Annotated in this window: 11 protein-coding genes and 1 tRNA gene; 5 read left to right on the top strand and 7 right to left on the bottom strand. The window is 64.3% G+C overall.

Features of this window, described 5'->3' with window-relative positions; translation table 11 throughout:
- Positions 1–409: N-formylglutamate amidohydrolase (locus tag RT567_RS06950; protein WP_313575291.1), on the bottom strand; the 409-nt coding region annotated here is incomplete at its 3' end.
- A gap of 129 nt (positions 410–538) precedes the next feature.
- On the opposite strand from RT567_RS06950, the gene cpdR reads away from it, so the two are divergent.
- The 3 genes from cpdR (at position 539) to RT567_RS06935 (ending at position 1,851) form a co-directional block, all read left to right on the top strand.
- Entirely contained in the window at positions 539–895 is a 357-nt protein-coding gene (gene cpdR / locus RT567_RS06945; protein WP_087140485.1) for a cell cycle two-component system response regulator CpdR, read from the top strand.
- A 116-nt stretch (positions 896–1,011) separates the two neighbouring features.
- A tRNA-Val gene (locus RT567_RS06940) sits at positions 1,012–1,086 on the top strand.
- Positions 1,087–1,332: 246 nt separating this feature from the next.
- A complete protein-coding gene (locus RT567_RS06935; RefSeq protein WP_313575289.1) occupies positions 1,333–1,851 on the top strand; it encodes a thioredoxin family protein in 519 nt (172 codons plus the stop codon).
- Here the strand turns inward: RT567_RS06935 and RT567_RS06930 are convergent.
- From RT567_RS06930 to RT567_RS06920, 3 genes are all read right to left on the bottom strand, one after another.
- Positions 1,831–4,008: a prolyl oligopeptidase family serine peptidase gene (locus RT567_RS06930; protein ID WP_313575287.1), complete on the bottom strand. Its 2,178-nt coding sequence runs from the start codon at positions 4,006–4,008 to the stop codon at positions 1,831–1,833. The genes RT567_RS06935 and RT567_RS06930 overlap by 21 nt on opposite strands.
- A gap of 13 nt (positions 4,009–4,021) precedes the next feature.
- Positions 4,022–5,821, bottom strand: coding sequence for a DUF885 family protein (locus RT567_RS06925; RefSeq protein WP_313575285.1), 1,800 nt, complete (start codon positions 5,819–5,821; stop codon positions 4,022–4,024).
- A 112-nt stretch (positions 5,822–5,933) separates the two neighbouring features.
- Entirely contained in the window at positions 5,934–8,825 is a 2,892-nt protein-coding gene (locus RT567_RS06920; RefSeq protein WP_313575283.1) for a TonB-dependent receptor domain-containing protein, read from the bottom strand.
- Between the two features lie 297 nt (positions 8,826–9,122).
- Here RT567_RS06920 and RT567_RS06915 point away from each other — a divergent pair, with 297 nt between their 5' ends.
- Positions 9,123–9,743, top strand: coding sequence for an XRE family transcriptional regulator (locus RT567_RS06915; RefSeq protein ID WP_313575282.1), 621 nt, complete (start codon positions 9,123–9,125; stop codon positions 9,741–9,743).
- A gap of 428 nt (positions 9,744–10,171) precedes the next feature.
- Positions 10,172–11,329 (top strand): hypothetical protein, encoded by a 1,158-nt coding sequence (locus RT567_RS06910; protein WP_313575280.1) that lies wholly within the window; start codon positions 10,172–10,174, stop codon positions 11,327–11,329.
- Here the strand turns inward: RT567_RS06910 and RT567_RS06905 are convergent.
- The 3 genes from RT567_RS06905 to RT567_RS06895 form a co-directional block, all read right to left on the bottom strand.
- A complete protein-coding gene (locus RT567_RS06905) occupies positions 11,295–12,548 on the bottom strand; it encodes a 5-methylcytosine restriction system specificity protein McrC (RefSeq protein WP_313575278.1) in 1,254 nt (417 codons plus the stop codon). The two genes, RT567_RS06910 and RT567_RS06905, sit on opposite strands and share 35 nt — an antisense overlap.
- Positions 12,549–12,631: 83 nt before the next feature.
- The gene (locus RT567_RS06900; RefSeq protein WP_313575276.1) at positions 12,632–12,853 is read right to left on the bottom strand and encodes a hypothetical protein; all 222 of its coding nucleotides are present in this window, start codon (positions 12,851–12,853) and stop codon (positions 12,632–12,634) included.
- A gap of 92 nt (positions 12,854–12,945) precedes the next feature.
- Positions 12,946–14,916, bottom strand: a complete 1,971-nt coding sequence (locus RT567_RS06895; protein WP_313575274.1) for an AAA family ATPase — start codon at positions 14,914–14,916, stop codon at positions 12,946–12,948.
- Between the last annotated feature and the right edge of the window lie 64 nt (positions 14,917–14,980).

The raw sequence follows: 14,980 nt of genomic DNA, 5'->3' as shown, positions 1-14,980 counted from the left end.
CCCGCGCCCCCCGCGCCTCGGCCTCGCTTCGCGTCAGCCGACGCCCATAGAGCGGCGTCCCGTCCCCCGCCAGCCGCGCCACCACGCCATAACCGGCGTGAGCCTTGGCGCTGGCGCGCGGCGCGTCTGCATCGACGATAAGGGCCGGATCCCACTCGTCCGGCGCCCGGTTCAAATCGACATAGGCCCGGCCGATACGCGCTGCGATCAGGCCCGCGCCCTCCCCCGGCCCGCAGTCGATCAGTTGGTCCACGGCCGCGTCTTCGGCGCTGCGGACCGCACGCACCGACGCCGTCGCCCCCATGTCCTCGGGATAAAGATCGCCCGAGTGCGGCGAGGCGAACACCAGAGGCGTCGCCCGCCCGGCGTCCGCCGGAACGATCCAGAAGGGCGGCTGAGGCGCATCCATGCCTTCGCCATAGCCTGCTTCGCAGCGGAAGGCGCGCCCCGATGCCGCCGCATGCCGTTCGTCTTCATCGCCGGTTTACCCGGCAGGGCCTAGGCTGGCCGTCAATTCCCCAACGGTTTCGATACGATCATGGCGCGCATTCTTCTGGCCGAAGACGACAACTCTCTTCGCGGCTTCCTGACCCGCGCCCTGGAACGGGCCGAACATGAGGTCGTGGCCTGCGAAAACGGCGACGACGCCATCGACGCCCTGGACCAGGGCCCCTACGACTTGCTGCTGACCGACATCGTCATGCCGGGCGCCGACGGCATCGAGGTCGCCCGCGTCGCCGCCGCCCGCCAGCCGGGCCTGCGCATCATGTTCATCACCGGCTTCGCCGCCGTGGCCCTCAGCGCCGCCCAGGCCTCACCCCAGGCCAAGGTTCTGTCCAAACCCGTTCACCTGCGCGACCTGGTGAACGAGGTCGAACGCATGATCGCGGCCTAACCAAAAGAAAAGTCGAAGAAAGGCGTCAAAGCCCCTTGCAGGCCCCGCAAACTGCGGGTTATAGACGCCGCCTTCCCGCCCACCGACACACCAGTCGGACGGGCCGCAGAACAGGCGGACGCGTAGCTCAGCGGGAGAGCACTACGTTGACATCGTAGGGGTCACAGGTTCAATCCCTGTCGCGTCCACCATCTCCTTCAAAGATTTAGAGATACCGCCCAGCTGATGCGCGCAACGACCGCATGGCCGACTGGCGCAGCCTGGCTCAGGCTGCACGGCTCATGAGCGGATCTTCAGCGGCTCGAACGAGGAGAAGATCGCCCTCGCCGTCGCCCCAGCTTGACCAATCATCGAATTCGTGGCGAAGCGGGGGTTCGGCGCCGGGGACATCGCATGGGTGATCACCGCTGACCGCGCCGTCCATGGGAGATCGCCCGGTGAAACAAATTACGCTGATCGTCTCGGCGGCGCTCGCCGTGACGGCCTGCGCATCTGCGCCTACGCCCGCGCCTATGTCTGCGCCCGTGGCGGCGACGAAGCCGGAGGCCCGCGCCTATCACGTGAGCGACGATGCGTCGGCCGATGTGGATCTCGCGCTGACGCGCGCCAGACAGTCGGGAAAGCGGGTGCTGCTGGTGATGGGGGCCAACTGGTGCAGCGACAGCCGCGCGCTTGCCGGTTGGCTGGAGACCGACCGCTTCGCCGAGCTGATTGAACGCAAATACGAACTGGTCTTCGTGAACATCGGGATGCCGCGCAGCGGTGACGGTCACAATCTGCGAATCGCACGTCGTTTCGGACTGCCGGAGTTGCCCGGCCTGCCGAACCTTCTGGTGCTTACGAGCGACGGGGTTCTGATGAACCCCACCACCGCAACCAGCTGGAGAGACGCTGAAAGCCGGACAGGCGACGCGATCTACGATGAATTGTCGAGCCTAGCCGACCTTCCAGCCTGACCCGAACAGCCCCAGGTGATGCGCCGCGAAGGCCAGGCGGTCGGCGGCGCTCTTGGCGGTTTTGGATCGGCTGTTGCCTGCGCCGTGGCCGGAATCCTTGTCCACCGTCAACAGAACGGGCCGTGAGGGATCAGCCAACGCCTGCAGGCGGGCGGCATATTTGAAGCTGTGCATCGGCGCGACGCGATCGTCCGTGTCTCCCGTGCCGATCAGCAGGGCTGGGTAGCGTCGCCCCCGGACGGCGGCATGGTAGGGCGAATAGCCGTGCAGGACGGGGAACAGGGCGGCGTCCTGAGGATCGCCGTACTCGCGGATCCACAGCCGTCCGTTCGTGAATTGCGTGAAGCGCAGCATGTCCAGAACGCCCACAGTCGGCATGGCCGCCGCATAGAGGTCCGGGCGGCGGGCGACGGCGCCCCCGACCAACAGACCGCCGTTGCTGTAGCCGAAGGCCGCGAGCCGTTCAGGGTGCGTATAACCGGACGCGATCAGGTGAACCGCACAGTCGTTGAAGGCGTCGAAGACCGCCGGCTTGTTCGCCAGCATCCCGGCCCTGTGAGAGGCCTCGCCATAGACGCCGTCTCCTGGAAGCGCCGCGATAGCGAACACCCCTCCCATATCCATCCACGTCACCTGCTCCGGCCTGAAGTCGGGCGGATAGGAGGCGCCGAAACCGCCGTAGCCGTAAAGGATGGTCGGGGCGTCGCCGCCCCGCGCCAGGCCTTTTCGAGACGCGATGAACAGAGGGACGCGATTACCGTCGCGCGCCGTCACGACCACGCGCTCGACCTGATAGTCGGAGGGCTCGACCGGGCCTTGCGGCTTGTCGACGACCACTGAACGTCGGCGCGCGACATCGTACCGATAGGTGGTCAGAGGCTGACCGAAGCCGGAATACTGATAGTAGATCTGACCCGGCTGGGCCGCACGCGACAGCCCTTGCACCACGCCGAGGCCCGGCAGCGAAACGGCGCGCTCACGACCATTGCGCAGCGAACGGCTGATGAGGGTGTCGCTGCCGTCCGCCAGATACTTCAGAATGAGGGCGTCGCCGGCCAGCAGCGCGCCTCGCAGCGGGAAACCGCGCTCCGGCACGACTTCCTTGCTTTCGCCGGGGCGCTCGGCGTCCACGGAAACCAGGCGCCAGTTGGCGGCGCCCACGCTGGTCAGCACATAGAGCGTCGCGTCCCGCGAGCCGATGAAATAGTTGCCCGCGAGCGGCTCGGCCGGCCCGAGATCGATCGGAATGAAGTCCGAACCGGGCTGGCTGAGATCCTTGTACAGAAGGGTGATCCCGCCGCCCGCGTAGCCGGTGTTGATGAGCAGATAGCGGCCATCGGCAGACAGTTGGCCGATGAACATATAGTCCGGGTTGGCCTTGTCCTCGTAGATCAAGACGTCCGCGTCCTGAGGCTCGCCGAGCCGGTGGAAATAGAGCTGCTGTCCGCTGTTGCCCGACAGGAACATGGCATCGGGCTGGGGGAAGCGCGCGTAGTAGAAGCCCGAACCGTCCGCGGCCCAGAAGGCGTTGGAGTATTTGTTCCAGTGGATGGCGTCGGCCAGGGTCTGACCGCTATTACGATCCAGCACGCGCCAGACGCGCCAGTCGGAACCGGCGTCCTGTCGGGCGTAGGCGACGTAGCGGCCGTCAGGCGACACCGCATAACCCGCCAGCGCCGCCGTACCCTCGGCCGACCATTGCGCAGGGTCCAAGAGCCTGCGCGCCTCGCCCGTCTCGCCCTGGCGCACCCATAGGGAGGATTGTTCCTCGCCGCGGGCGCGGCGCGTGAAAAACTGAGCGTCTCCGGCCGTGGCGATCGGGCCGATGGTTTCAATGTCGAACAGGGCGTCCAGGCGGGCGCGGATTGCCGCGCGCCCGTCCAGGCCCTCCAGATAGGCGTCCGAGACGGCGTTCTGCGCCGTGGTCCAGGCCTGCACCCGCTCGGACGTGCGGATGTCCGCTTCCAGCCAGCGATAGGGATCCTCGACCGCGACCTCGCCGTAAAGGTCGATCACCGGTTCAACGGGCGTCGGCGGATAGGCGCCCCAGGCCGGCTCGGACCGGGCCGCTGCAACGGCCGGACAGAGCAGGCCCGCCCCCGTCGCAGCGCCCAGGAACAAGGCGCGGCGCCGGTTGAGCATGCTGATGTCCGACATAGGGCTTCCGTTTCTAGGACTGGGACGGAGCGACGACGCCCTGAGCCGCGACAACAGGTTTGCCGCCGCGCGCGATATAGGCCCGCATATGCTCTTCCAGCGTGGTCAGGGGCACAGCGCCCAGGGCCAGGATTTCATCGTGGAAGGGGCGCGGATCAAAATTCTCGCCCAGCGCGGTTTCGGCCTCGCCGCGCAGACGGCGGATGGTCAGCTCGCCCAGCTTGTAGGACAGGGCCTGGCCCGGCCAGCTGATGTAGCGATCGACCTCGGTCTCGACCTCGTGGCGCGACAGGGCCGTGTGGCCCGCCAGATAGTCGATGGCCTGTTCGCGCGACCAGCCCTTGAGGTGAACCCCCGTGTCGATCACCAGACGCGCGGCGCGCCACATCTCATAGCTGAGGCGGCCGAAGTTCTCGTAGGGCGTGCGATAGATGCCCATCTCGACGCCCAGCCATTCCGTATAGAGACCCCAGCCTTCGCCATAGCCCGAGAAATAGGTGTGGCGACGGAAGGCGGGCCCATCGGCCTGTTCCTCGGCCAGGGCCATCTGGAAGCTGTGGCCCGGCGCGCACTCATGCAGGGTCAGGGCCGGGATGTTGTACAGCGGCCGACTGGGCAGGTCGTAGGTGTTCATCTGGCAGGATTCCAACCCGCCGCGTCCCGCCGTGTAGAAGGGCGCCAGCGCATCGGGCACCGGGATGATGGTGAAGCGGCGGCGCGGCAAGGCGCCGATCAGCTTGCCGATCTGGCCGTCTGCCCGCTTGGCCACCCAGGCCGAGACCATCATCAGTTCGTCTGGCGTCTTGGCGTAGAACTGCGGGTCCGTGCGCAGGAAGTGCAGGAATTCGTCGAACGAACCCTGGAAGCCCGCGTCCGCCATCGTCTGGCGCATCTCGGCCTGGATGCGGGCGACCTCGGACAGGCCGATCTGATGGATCTCTTCGCCGCTCAGCTCCAGCGTCGTGTATTTGCGCACCTGGGATTCGTAGTAGGCGACGCCGTCGGGCATGTCGCGGGCCGCCAGATCGGTACGGGCGCGGGGCTGATACTCATCCAGATAGAAGGCCAGCAGGGTCTTATAGGCCGGGATCACCGCCTCATTGACGGCCGCCGACGCCTCGGCGCGCAGGCGGGTCTGCTCTTCAGCAGGAATGGTCGCCGGCATCTGGCGGAAGGCCGCATAGAAGGCGTTGGCTTCAGCCGTGTCGGTGATGAAGTTGGTGATGGAGGCTTCGCGCCCCTCCAGCGTCACGCGCGGCACGCTGAAACCGCGCGCCAGGCCGTCGCGCATATTGGCCAGGTGCTGGTCGAAGTAACGCGGCGTGTCGCGCATCCGCGCGATATAGGCGCGATACTCCTCGGCCGTGCGCAGGGCGCCGGGCTGGTCCAGATAGGTCCAAAAGGAGCTGTCGCTGTTGAACGGCATCTCCCATTGACGAAACTGGCCGTCGATCAGGGCGTGCTCCAGATTGGTGCGGAAGACGGCGGCGTTGATGCGATCCTCGGCGGACAGATCGTCCAGCGCGATGGCGTCTAGCTGACGCAGCAATCCCCGAACATAGGTCAGGCGCTCCTGTTGCGAGGGGGGATCGACGCTCTCATGACGAACAGCCGGGCTGTACTCGCCGTCCGCCCGCTTGACGATACCGTAGCGAGCCATGCCGGCCTCGGTTTCCGCCTCATACAGGGCTTTCAGGCGAGCCCCGGCTTCCTGCATCCGGGCGGCAGGCGGCGAGACGTCGGCCGCAAGGGCCGGAGTCGCCCCGGCCAGGATGGACGAGACGGCGCACGCCGTCAGGAGCAGAGTTCTCATAGCGGGTTCCCCATGCTTTCCCTGAAAGACATCAGGCGGCTCCGGTATGCCGACGCCGCCTGATCAAGAGCAAGTGAAGAGGCGTTCGCGCTCTTCGTGGTTCGAGGTCGGCCTATCGACGCAGAGTCACGCCGATATAGAAGGTGCGGCCGATCACGTCATAGGTGCCAGCCTGATAGCCGTACTCGAAGTTGGCGCCGCCGGCTTCCGCACCCGGAATACGCGGCGGAGCCTCGTCGAAGGCGTTGCGCAGACCGCCGTAAAGCGAGACGCGCTCGTTCACCTCATAAGAGGCCGACAGGTCGCTGTAGAAGACGTGGTCGGTTTCCGTCACGTCGTAGAGGTCCGGCGTGACATGGCTGCCGGGGCGCATCGGGCTGAAGTGGCGCAGGGTCCAGTTGGCCGTCCACGGACCGGCGTTCCAGGTGGTGCGGACGGCGCCCTTCCACTCGGGCGCGCCGAACAGACCCACCGTCTCGTCGATGGTCGAGGCGTCGCTGGCGTCCAGGATGAAGCTGCGCTCCAGCAGCTTGGTGTAGACGGCGTTGATCGAAATCGAACCGGCTTCCTCGCCCATGCCGACCGAGCTCAGATCGAAGCGGTAGTTGGCCTCGAAGTCGATGCCGCGGGTCTTGAACATCGACATGTTCAGTTCCTGCACGTTCACGGCGACCAGGTTGTTGGTCGTCGGATCGCGCTCGACCAGGCCGCAGAACATGTTGTTCATGGACTGCAGGTCCACGCACTTGTTCAGAATGGCCTGAGCGCCGAACGAGCCGATGGCGTCTTCCAGTTCGATGTCGAAATAGTCGACCGTCAGCGAGAAGTTCGGAATCCAACGCGGCTGGATCACGACCCCGGCGGTGTAGGTTTGAGCCGTTTCGACGCCCAGGCCTTCATTGCCCGACTGAACCACATCCAGCCACTGCCAGTAGGTGTTCACGTTCTGCGGCTTGATCACCGCGCAGTTGGCGGCCGTGAAATCGGTCCGGTCCACGCGGTTGACGACGTCATGGTAGTTGCAGGGATCGGCCAGCCATGCGCCGCCCACCTGTCCCGCCGTGAACAGCTCGCTGATGTTGGGCGCGCGCACCGATTGACCATAGGTGCCGCGGAAACGGATGTCGCTGACCGGGGTCCAGTTCAGCGAGGCCTTGTAGGCCGTGGTTTCACCGGCGGTGCTGTAGTCCGACTGACGCACCGCGCCTTCGAACGACAGATCCTCGATGCCGGTGACGTTGCTGATCAGGGGCACGCGGACTTCGGCGAACACCTCGGCGACGTCATAATCGCCCACCAGGGACGTTGCGGTCGTGCCGATGCTCGCATCGAATTTCGGGCTCAGCGGATCGTATTCCGGGGTCGCGCCGATGTCGTTGCTTTCGGTGCGGTACTCGGCCCCGAACACCACCTGAACCGGGCCAGCCGGCAGGTCGAAGGCGGACCCGGTCACATAGGCCGACACGACCTCCTGCTTCAGGGTCTGAACCGAGGGGCTGGTGTCGTACTGGATGAAGTCGATGACGTCCTGCGTCAGCGGCTTGAACGGGTTCAGCGGCACGCAGCCGTTGGACGGATCGGCGCAGACCACCGAGCCGTTGGGGCCGGCGACCGCATTCAGCGCCTGGGTGTAGCGGCCGTTGGCGGTGGCGTTCCGGGTGCGCACTTCCTGGCGCGTGCGACCGTTCGAATAGTGCGCGACCCATTCCCAGTCGTTGCGGCCCAGCAGGCTGAACCGGCCCTCGGCGCCGACGGTCAGCTGGTACATGTTGCGGTCGTATTCGGTTTCCTGGCGGCCCAGTTCCGAGAAGCGACGCGCAAAGCCGATGCCCGTCGCCACGCCGCCATTGGCCGCGATCATTTCCGACGTGATGAACGGGTTGCTGGCCGAAAGCACGTCCGTGCCATAGGCCGAATAGGCGCGATAAAGTCCCTTGGAGTCAGTCTGGGCGTAGGTCAGATCGCCGAACAGCTTGATGTTCTCGGTGATCTGATAGTTGCTCGAAACGGCGACCGAATATCGCTCGCTCGGCACCGCCAGCGCCCAATCGTCATAGCGACCGCCGAACTCGCCCCCGTCGGTGCGGAAGCTGATCAGGGACGGTTTGCCCGTGGTGGCGCCCAGAAGACCGCTGGGGCCGTACACCGGACGACGTAGGGTGCCGTCCGAATTGAACGTATAGAGGTTGCCCGGCCCGCCCAGTTGCACGACGGCGCTGTCGAGATCGTACACTTGGCGGTTGCCGTCGGTCAGCGTGTACTTGCCGTCGTCGCCGCGAATGTAGAAGGGCGCGCCGCCCGCCGTCCAAGGCCGGTCCTGGCCGAAGACAGCGTCGTTGTGCTGATTGTAGCTGCCGAACAGGGTGACGTTGCCGCGGTTGTCGTGGAAGTTCCGGCCGAACAAGACGCTGGCGTCATAGCCCTGCAGGTCGCCGCGGGTCGAACCGGAGTAGGTTCCGGTGAACTCCATTCCCTCGTAATTCTGCTTCAGGATGAAGTTAGCCACACCCGCCACGGCGTCCGCGCCGTACAGCGCCGAGGCGCCGCCGGTGATCACGTCGACGCGCTCGACCAGAGCCGAAGGAATGGCGCTGATATCGACGGCCGACGAGCCCGGCATGGCCGGCACGCGACGACGGCCGTTGACCAGCACCAGCGTGCGCTCGGTGCCCAGACCGCGCAGATCCAGCGCATTCAGGCCCGCGTTGCCCTGTTGGTTCGAGGTCTGGTTGTTCTGCGAGACGAACAGGCTCGGAATCTCGTTCACGAGGTCGGCGATTTCGCTGACGCCCGAGCGACGGATCGTTTCGGCGTTGATGATGGTGGTCGGGGTCGGCGTCTGGACGCCGCTGCGCCGAATGCGGCTGCCGGTGACGACAATCTCTTCAACGGCCGTCGCCGCATTGTCGTCCTGCGGGGCCTCAATCTGAGCCGCAGCCGGGAGGGCCGCCATGCAGAGCACCGTCGCCGCAGCGCCGACGTATAGTTTTGATGCGAATTTCATTGGCGCCCACCCCTCGTAAAAGCATCACATTCTTGCCTCACATCCTTAAAGCCCGCAATAAATTTGGACCTTCAAAAATTTTGATATGCACGCTGTTTTCATGAATTTCTTCGGAACACGCGATCATCATCGTGTCGAAGGTTTGTTTGGATTGCGGCAGGCCTGACCCGCTGTCACTGTGCTCAAGCGCACGGAACGAAGGCGGCGGCCGCTTCATTCGGCGCAAGGGCTAGCTCGCCGCCATATCTGGCGGGCAAGCCCTTCATGTGACCACGAACGGGCGTTGCAGAGTAAAGAATGACGACGACTCATCGCGACAAGAGCAGCGCGTTTCTGAAGTTCGAGACGCGATCCCAGATACGGAAACTGCCGATCGGGGATCGCATCAAGGCGCGCCGCAAGGCCCTGGGCCTGACGCTACAGGAGCTGGCGACCCGCAGCGGCCTGTCCGCTCCATTCATTTCTCAGGCCGAGCGCAACCTCACCACGCCGTCCGTCTGGTCCCTGATGAGTCTGGCCAAGGGACTGGAGGTGGAGGTCTCCCACTTCATGGAGTGGCCCCAGACCAACCAGATCGTGTTCCGCGCGGCGGCGCCCAAGACCGTCGATATCGATTCCGTCGTGGGATACGTCGACCTTTCGTCCGAACTGCCGGACCGCAAGATGGACGCCGTGCTGGTTCGTATTCCGCCGGGGTTCGCCTTTCCGCCGGACTCCCACAACGGCGAGATCTTCCGATACGTCATCAAGGGAACCCTGACCGCGGTCGCCGGCGACGTGGAAGCCCGGCTCGGCCCTGGCGACGGGATGCATTTCGACGGCCGCGTCACCCACTTCGTGCGCAACGATTCCGACGAAGAAGTCCTGCTGCTCTACGTCGGCACTCCAGCCTTCCTGAGAGAAGACTCTGCCCCTTAGCCGTACGGTTCAGCTAGAGCTTACGTCGGATACCGCGTTAGTCGAGCATCGAAACTCGAAACGAAACGCCGCCACTCTGCCCTTGCGGGTTAATCGCAAGTTGAGCCGATCTCAACTGGCTTTGAGCCAGTTCTAAGTGGTCTCGACAAATGAGCTGTCGGGACCACTTAACAGCGGCTCACCCAAACGCGATAGCCGCTGGGATTGATAAAACCGACCACTTAGCATGACCACCTAAGAGCTGCTCAAAACGAGCGGAAACCATCTAAGGCCTGCTCAATCAAATTTTGAGCTCCGCAAGGCCTATGCAGATCAGCCATTCCCGCCTGCCCAAAATCGTAGACCGGCAAGTGCCGCAAATGGAGCGCCGTCACAGTTCGCCATCCATTTCGTGCTAGGTGGGAACCATAGAGAACCCGGCAGGCTGCATGACCCGCGAAGAACTTTACGAGCAGGTCTGGTCTCAACCAATGAGGACCTTGGCGGCTTCTATGGGGATATCCGACGTCGCCCTCGCCAAACGGTGCAAAGCTGCGAACGTCCCAGTTCCGCCACGGGGTTGGTGGGCTAAAAAGGAAGCTGGCAAAGCGGTAAAAGTGGAGCCGCTCCCTCCGCTACCGTTCGCACTGGCGAATTACTTTCCGGCTTATGAGGACGTCCCCAAAGGTCGAGACGTCGATCAATCGGATGGAAAGAAAGTTACCGCGCTTCCGGAGCGACCAGTCTTCCGGAATCTCGCGCAGGTCCAGGCCGAAATCCGCGCCGCCGTCAAAGCCGTCAAGGCGCCCGCCGCGCTGACGACGCCGCACCCCATCGTCGCCCGGCTACTCAAGCAGGACGCAGAGCGAAAACCTGCCTCCAGCTCCACCTATTCCTTCTCCACCTACGGAGGCCCCAAATTTTCTACGCCCGCGCAGCAGCGTCGATTGCGAGTCCTATCTTGCATTCTCACGGAACTGGCCCGTCTCGGTTGCAAGGCGAGCGGCAGCACCCATGCCGGGGAGCGCTTCAGCGTAAGTGTTGGCGGGTTCTGGACCTACATATTTCTCCATGTCGAGGTTGAACCCGCCGCGTACACTTACAGGAGCCAGCGCAGCTCCAAGCGCGTCACCCCCGAGAGGCTGCGGTTCGACATCGTCGATCACAACGATCGTACACCTGCAAAGAAAACCTGGCAGGAAGACAAGATCCCGCTCGACCAACAGATAACGGAGATAATCCAAGGCTTGCTTCTTCAGGTCGAGGAAGACACCCGAGAATGGGCACTACTACGGTACAAATGGCGTTGCGAAGATCACGAACGTGGTGTCCGAGAGGCTACGCTGGCGGCGGAGAAGGCCGAAGCCGATCGCATTGCGAGAGAAGCAGCTGCGGCCGCCGCACGGGTTGAAGCGCTCATCAGCGGGGCCGACGCGCTGGAGCGAGCCGTTCGGATCAGACGCTATGTCGCTGCCGTCCGCGCATCATACTCAGGGGATCAGGAAGCGCCGAGTGAACTGGATGACTGGACCTCGTGGGCTCTCGCCGAAGCCGATCGGATCGACCCTGTCGTTAATCGGCGTTTTGTTGAGGATCTGAGCTTGTAGGACGCTGGTGTGACTGCGGGCCGCTCGATGGTCGGATAGTCGCGAGAGCACCGAGTTCCACCTTGCAGTCTCCGTGAAGGCCGAGGGTTGCACCTCGCAGGAGTCGTGCAGTGCCCGTGATCCGGTGGGCTCCGAACACGCCAACGGTCGATCCCAGCTCGGCATGGTGAGGATACAGCAGCAGCAGATCCGTACAGTCGTAGAGCTGGCCATAGGCGACCATCTGATAGATGTCGCTCTGGCTCACGCCTCGCTTGGGATCGTCCATCTGGCGTGCGACGCGCTTCCATTTGGTGTCGATGATCAATTCGACCACGCCTCTGCGCTTCACCAGGATGTCGGGTTTAGTCATGAAACGACCCGTGCCGGTCTCAGCCTCTTCGAGGCAGTACAGCCGGCCGCCCTGGGGGTGCACGGTCAGGTCCGTACCGGCCAAGGCCTTCTTGAGCTGGCGCGCCACATACGCCTCAAACAGGCGGCTCGTGTCAAAGGTCAGGGAAAATCCCCGTGTGGCACCGCTCGACGTGTTCTGGAACCGGTCGCCGAGCAGAAGGCGCGCCAGCTCGACCAGTTCACGCCAGCGGCTATTAGTACGATCCAGGGTCAGATTGTCCCAGGCTAGGACGCTGGGCAGCACACTGCTGATGTCATAGAAGAAAGCGAGTTCGCGCAGGCGGCGCTGGTTCTCGACGGACGTCGAGACGCGGACAAGACGCTCCACCGCCGCCTTCATGATCTGGTTCAGCACGATGTCTGGCGAAAGATCGTCGTAACGGCAGGCGAGCCGGTCGGGTCGAGCGATCAGGTTGGTGAACTGGCGTGTAATGTCCAGTTGGCCCCGGACGGCCGTGAGATCGTCTTCATGCGCCAGATAACGGCGCGGCATGCCTTTGCGCACCTCATCAGCCAGCTTGCGCGCGAACAGCCCGATCAGGATCTCAAGCATGGTCTCCTTCTGCCAGCTCAGCTCCGTCATGGCGCCGGCGGCGATGTCGAGATCCAGGGCGACCCCCAGCATGTGGACCAGGCGCTGACGGATTTGGCCGTAACCTGAGGAGCTGTCCGCCCCAGGGACGTCGATCTTCGGCAGGATCTCCAGTGCGACGCCGTCGGCGGCCAGCACGCCGACAATTTGTCGAGCGCCCAAAGCTCGGCGACCATGTGTGAGAATTCGACCGCCGTCCTTGCCGCCCAGCGGCGAGGCGCGGGCCACGGCCATCAGTCGGTCAGCTGCATCCGCCGGAATAGCGTCTTCGCCCTCCCCATAGGGAAGAGACCCCCACTCGAGGACCGTTCGGCGGATCACTGGAAGTCGGCGTAGGCGTCGGACGCGAACTCCGGACGCACGGTCCAGCGCCAACGTGCATCCCCGCCTTCGAAGGCGAGACCGGCAGGCGGCTTCAACTCTGTGCGATCCAGGAATCTACCCGGTGTATCGACGTCCGCATCGCCGAGCACGAGGGCGACCTTGCCCCAGTCCTCGTAGAAGTACTCCGCCAGCAGGGGGATCACTTTGTGACGCATGACGGCGTCCACGTCGTCGCGCGAGGCGCATTTGATGAAATAGGCGTGGCCGATCTGATGTTCCCGATCGAACAGATACTCGATCCGATCATTCAGGGTGCAAAGCAGCTTCCAAGGTCGACGCCGCAGCGCGCACCGGCCGCCTTCAGCTCGGGTAGGTCCGGGTCTGGCATCAGCTCGCGAAACTCGAAGCGTCGGCGCAGCGCCGTGTCGAGCAAGGCGATGGATCGGTCAGCCGTGTTCATGGTGCCGATGACGTGCAGGTTGGTGGGAACGCCGAACGCCTGTTTCGAATAGGGCAGACGCACCGTCAGGCCGCCGCCCTCCGACGTCGTCCGCTTGTCCGGCTCCAGCAGGGTGATCAGTTCGCCGAAGACCTTGGAGATGTTGGCGCGGTTGATCTCGTCGATGATCAGGACGAAGGGCTCAGGCGGGCCGCCAGGCTCCTGGCTGGTGATGTAGCGCTCCAGGGCGCTCATGTTCAGGTCCGACGGCGTCAGCATGTACAGTGTGCGCATACTGAAGCGCTTGGCGTAAATTTCCTCGACGGGGACGCCGGTTCGGTCGCTCCAGAGCCAGTTGACGGCGCGCCGATGGAAATAGCCGCCGTCTTCACGCGGCGCGTATTCATAGGGTCCGGTGACCTCGCCGATGGCACGGAAACTGCCGTTGCCCTTGGAGACGATGACGATGTCGCCCGGCTTGATCCAGTTGCGGAACATGTCCGGGCATTGAACCGAGGCGCTGCGCGGGGTCGGCGGCTCGGCGTCAGGCTGTTCTTCTTTCCAGGCCTCGATCATGGCGTCGCGCTTGGCGAACCGGTCGTCGCTCCAATCGATCTCACCGAAACCCAAAAGGGCGTAGCCGTTCTCCAGCGACTCCTCGAACAGATAGGCGTCCTCGGGATTGGCCGCCTCCCCGATGGACATCTTGGACACCTGCCGTCCGGTCAGGTCGAAGCTCTTGCCGGTCGAGCCCTTGCTGGTGGCGGCGCGGGTGGCGATGCGATGGAAGACGCCGGGGCTGACCTCCAGGCGGAAGCCCGACTTGTCCTCATCCCCCTCCCCGTCCTTGCTCGAGACCGGCGGGCGCAGGCCCTCCACGAAGTCCTCATAGCTGTAGGACTGGTGGAAGGTGACGAACTCCACCTGGCGCGCCTCGACCAGCCGCCGATACTCCGCCTCGACAGCGGTGCGGTCATCCAGGTTCACGCCCGGCGAGCACAGCTTCACCGCCTCGCGCGCCGTGGCGAAGGTCTTTCCAGTGCCAGGCGGGCCGTAGAGGATCAGGTTGGTGGGGCTGACGACGGGCATAGACGAGGCGTGCTCCTGGGGCGCGGGATCGGGGGTGCTTCTGCCGCCCTGGAGGTACTGATCGACAAGCTGTTGGAAAGCGGCCCAGCCGCTGACTTTTACCATGGTGACGGACTGCGCATTCGGCGGGCGATGGCTCAATCTCGGCGTCAGGCCAGAGTGCCGAGCGCGATCCTGCGGATAGGTTTCAACCTTGTCGGCCAGCGGCATCGCCACATGGCTCTCGACCCAGATTTGCGCGGGCGGCCTATCGCGTTGGACGCCGATTTCCCGCCCGTCGGGCAGGCGGACGGAGAACATCTTGACCGCGTCATCCTTGATGACGTCGCCGAGACGCGCCAGAGCCGCTTCGACGGCTTCATGTGTGAAAGGGATCGGCTCAAGGTCGTAATGGAAGATGGTGGTCGAGCTGACCGGTGGCCCTTCGGTTCGGGGCGGATCGACCTCCGCAAGCTCCAAAAACTTTGATCCGGTCAGGGCTTGGCACACATTGGCCCAAGCCTGGGTGAAGCCCAGAGCGTCATGAACCGCGCGGACGGGAATGGCGACAGAGACCCGCTCCTCCTCGCGCGCCGGAATGATGTAGGTGTCCAGGGCGTATTGCCGAATGACATCTGCGGGCTTGTCGCCCGGCGCACCGCCCGCACGGAATTGGCGATACTGGCCCAGCCAGGCGCCGAAGTTCGACAGCCGACCGGCAGGCTTTTCCGAGTCGGGCAGCAGAGCGCGATAAGCTTGGCCTCCAGCCAACGCATCCTTTGTGGATCGGCGTGGAAAAGGGACCCCGTTAGCGGTGTGATCGGCGTCGAATAAG

It is taken from the genome of Brevundimonas sp., from assembly GCF_032107865.1.
GTDB lineage: Bacteria > Pseudomonadota > Alphaproteobacteria > Caulobacterales > Caulobacteraceae > Brevundimonas.
Note: the sequence above shows the minus strand (reverse complement) of the source record. Positions and strands in the feature narration are given on the sequence as shown.

Bases quoted from the DNA above. Each gene is read 5' to 3' on its own strand.
- cpdR (WP_087140485.1), top strand. From the start codon at position 539: ATGGCGCGCATTCTTCTGGCCGAAGACGACAACTCTCTTCGCGGCTTC.
- RT567_RS06930 (WP_313575287.1), bottom strand. From the start codon at position 4,008: ATGTCGGACATCAGCATGCTCAACCGGCGCCGCGCCTTGTTCCTGGGC.
- RT567_RS06925 (WP_313575285.1), bottom strand. From the start codon at position 5,821: ATGAGAACTCTGCTCCTGACGGCGTGCGCCGTCTCGTCCATCCTGGCC.
- RT567_RS06920 (WP_313575283.1), bottom strand. From the start codon at position 8,825: ATGAAATTCGCATCAAAACTATACGTCGGCGCTGCGGCGACGGTGCTC.
- RT567_RS06915 (WP_313575282.1), top strand. From the start codon at position 9,123: ATGACGACGACTCATCGCGACAAGAGCAGCGCGTTTCTGAAGTTCGAG.
- RT567_RS06910 (WP_313575280.1), top strand. From the start codon at position 10,172: ATGACCCGCGAAGAACTTTACGAGCAGGTCTGGTCTCAACCAATGAGG.
- RT567_RS06905 (WP_313575278.1), bottom strand. From the start codon at position 12,548: ATGGCCGTGGCCCGCGCCTCGCCGCTGGGCGGCAAGGACGGCGGTCGA.
- RT567_RS06900 (WP_313575276.1), bottom strand. From the start codon at position 12,853: ATGCGTCACAAAGTGATCCCCCTGCTGGCGGAGTACTTCTACGAGGAC.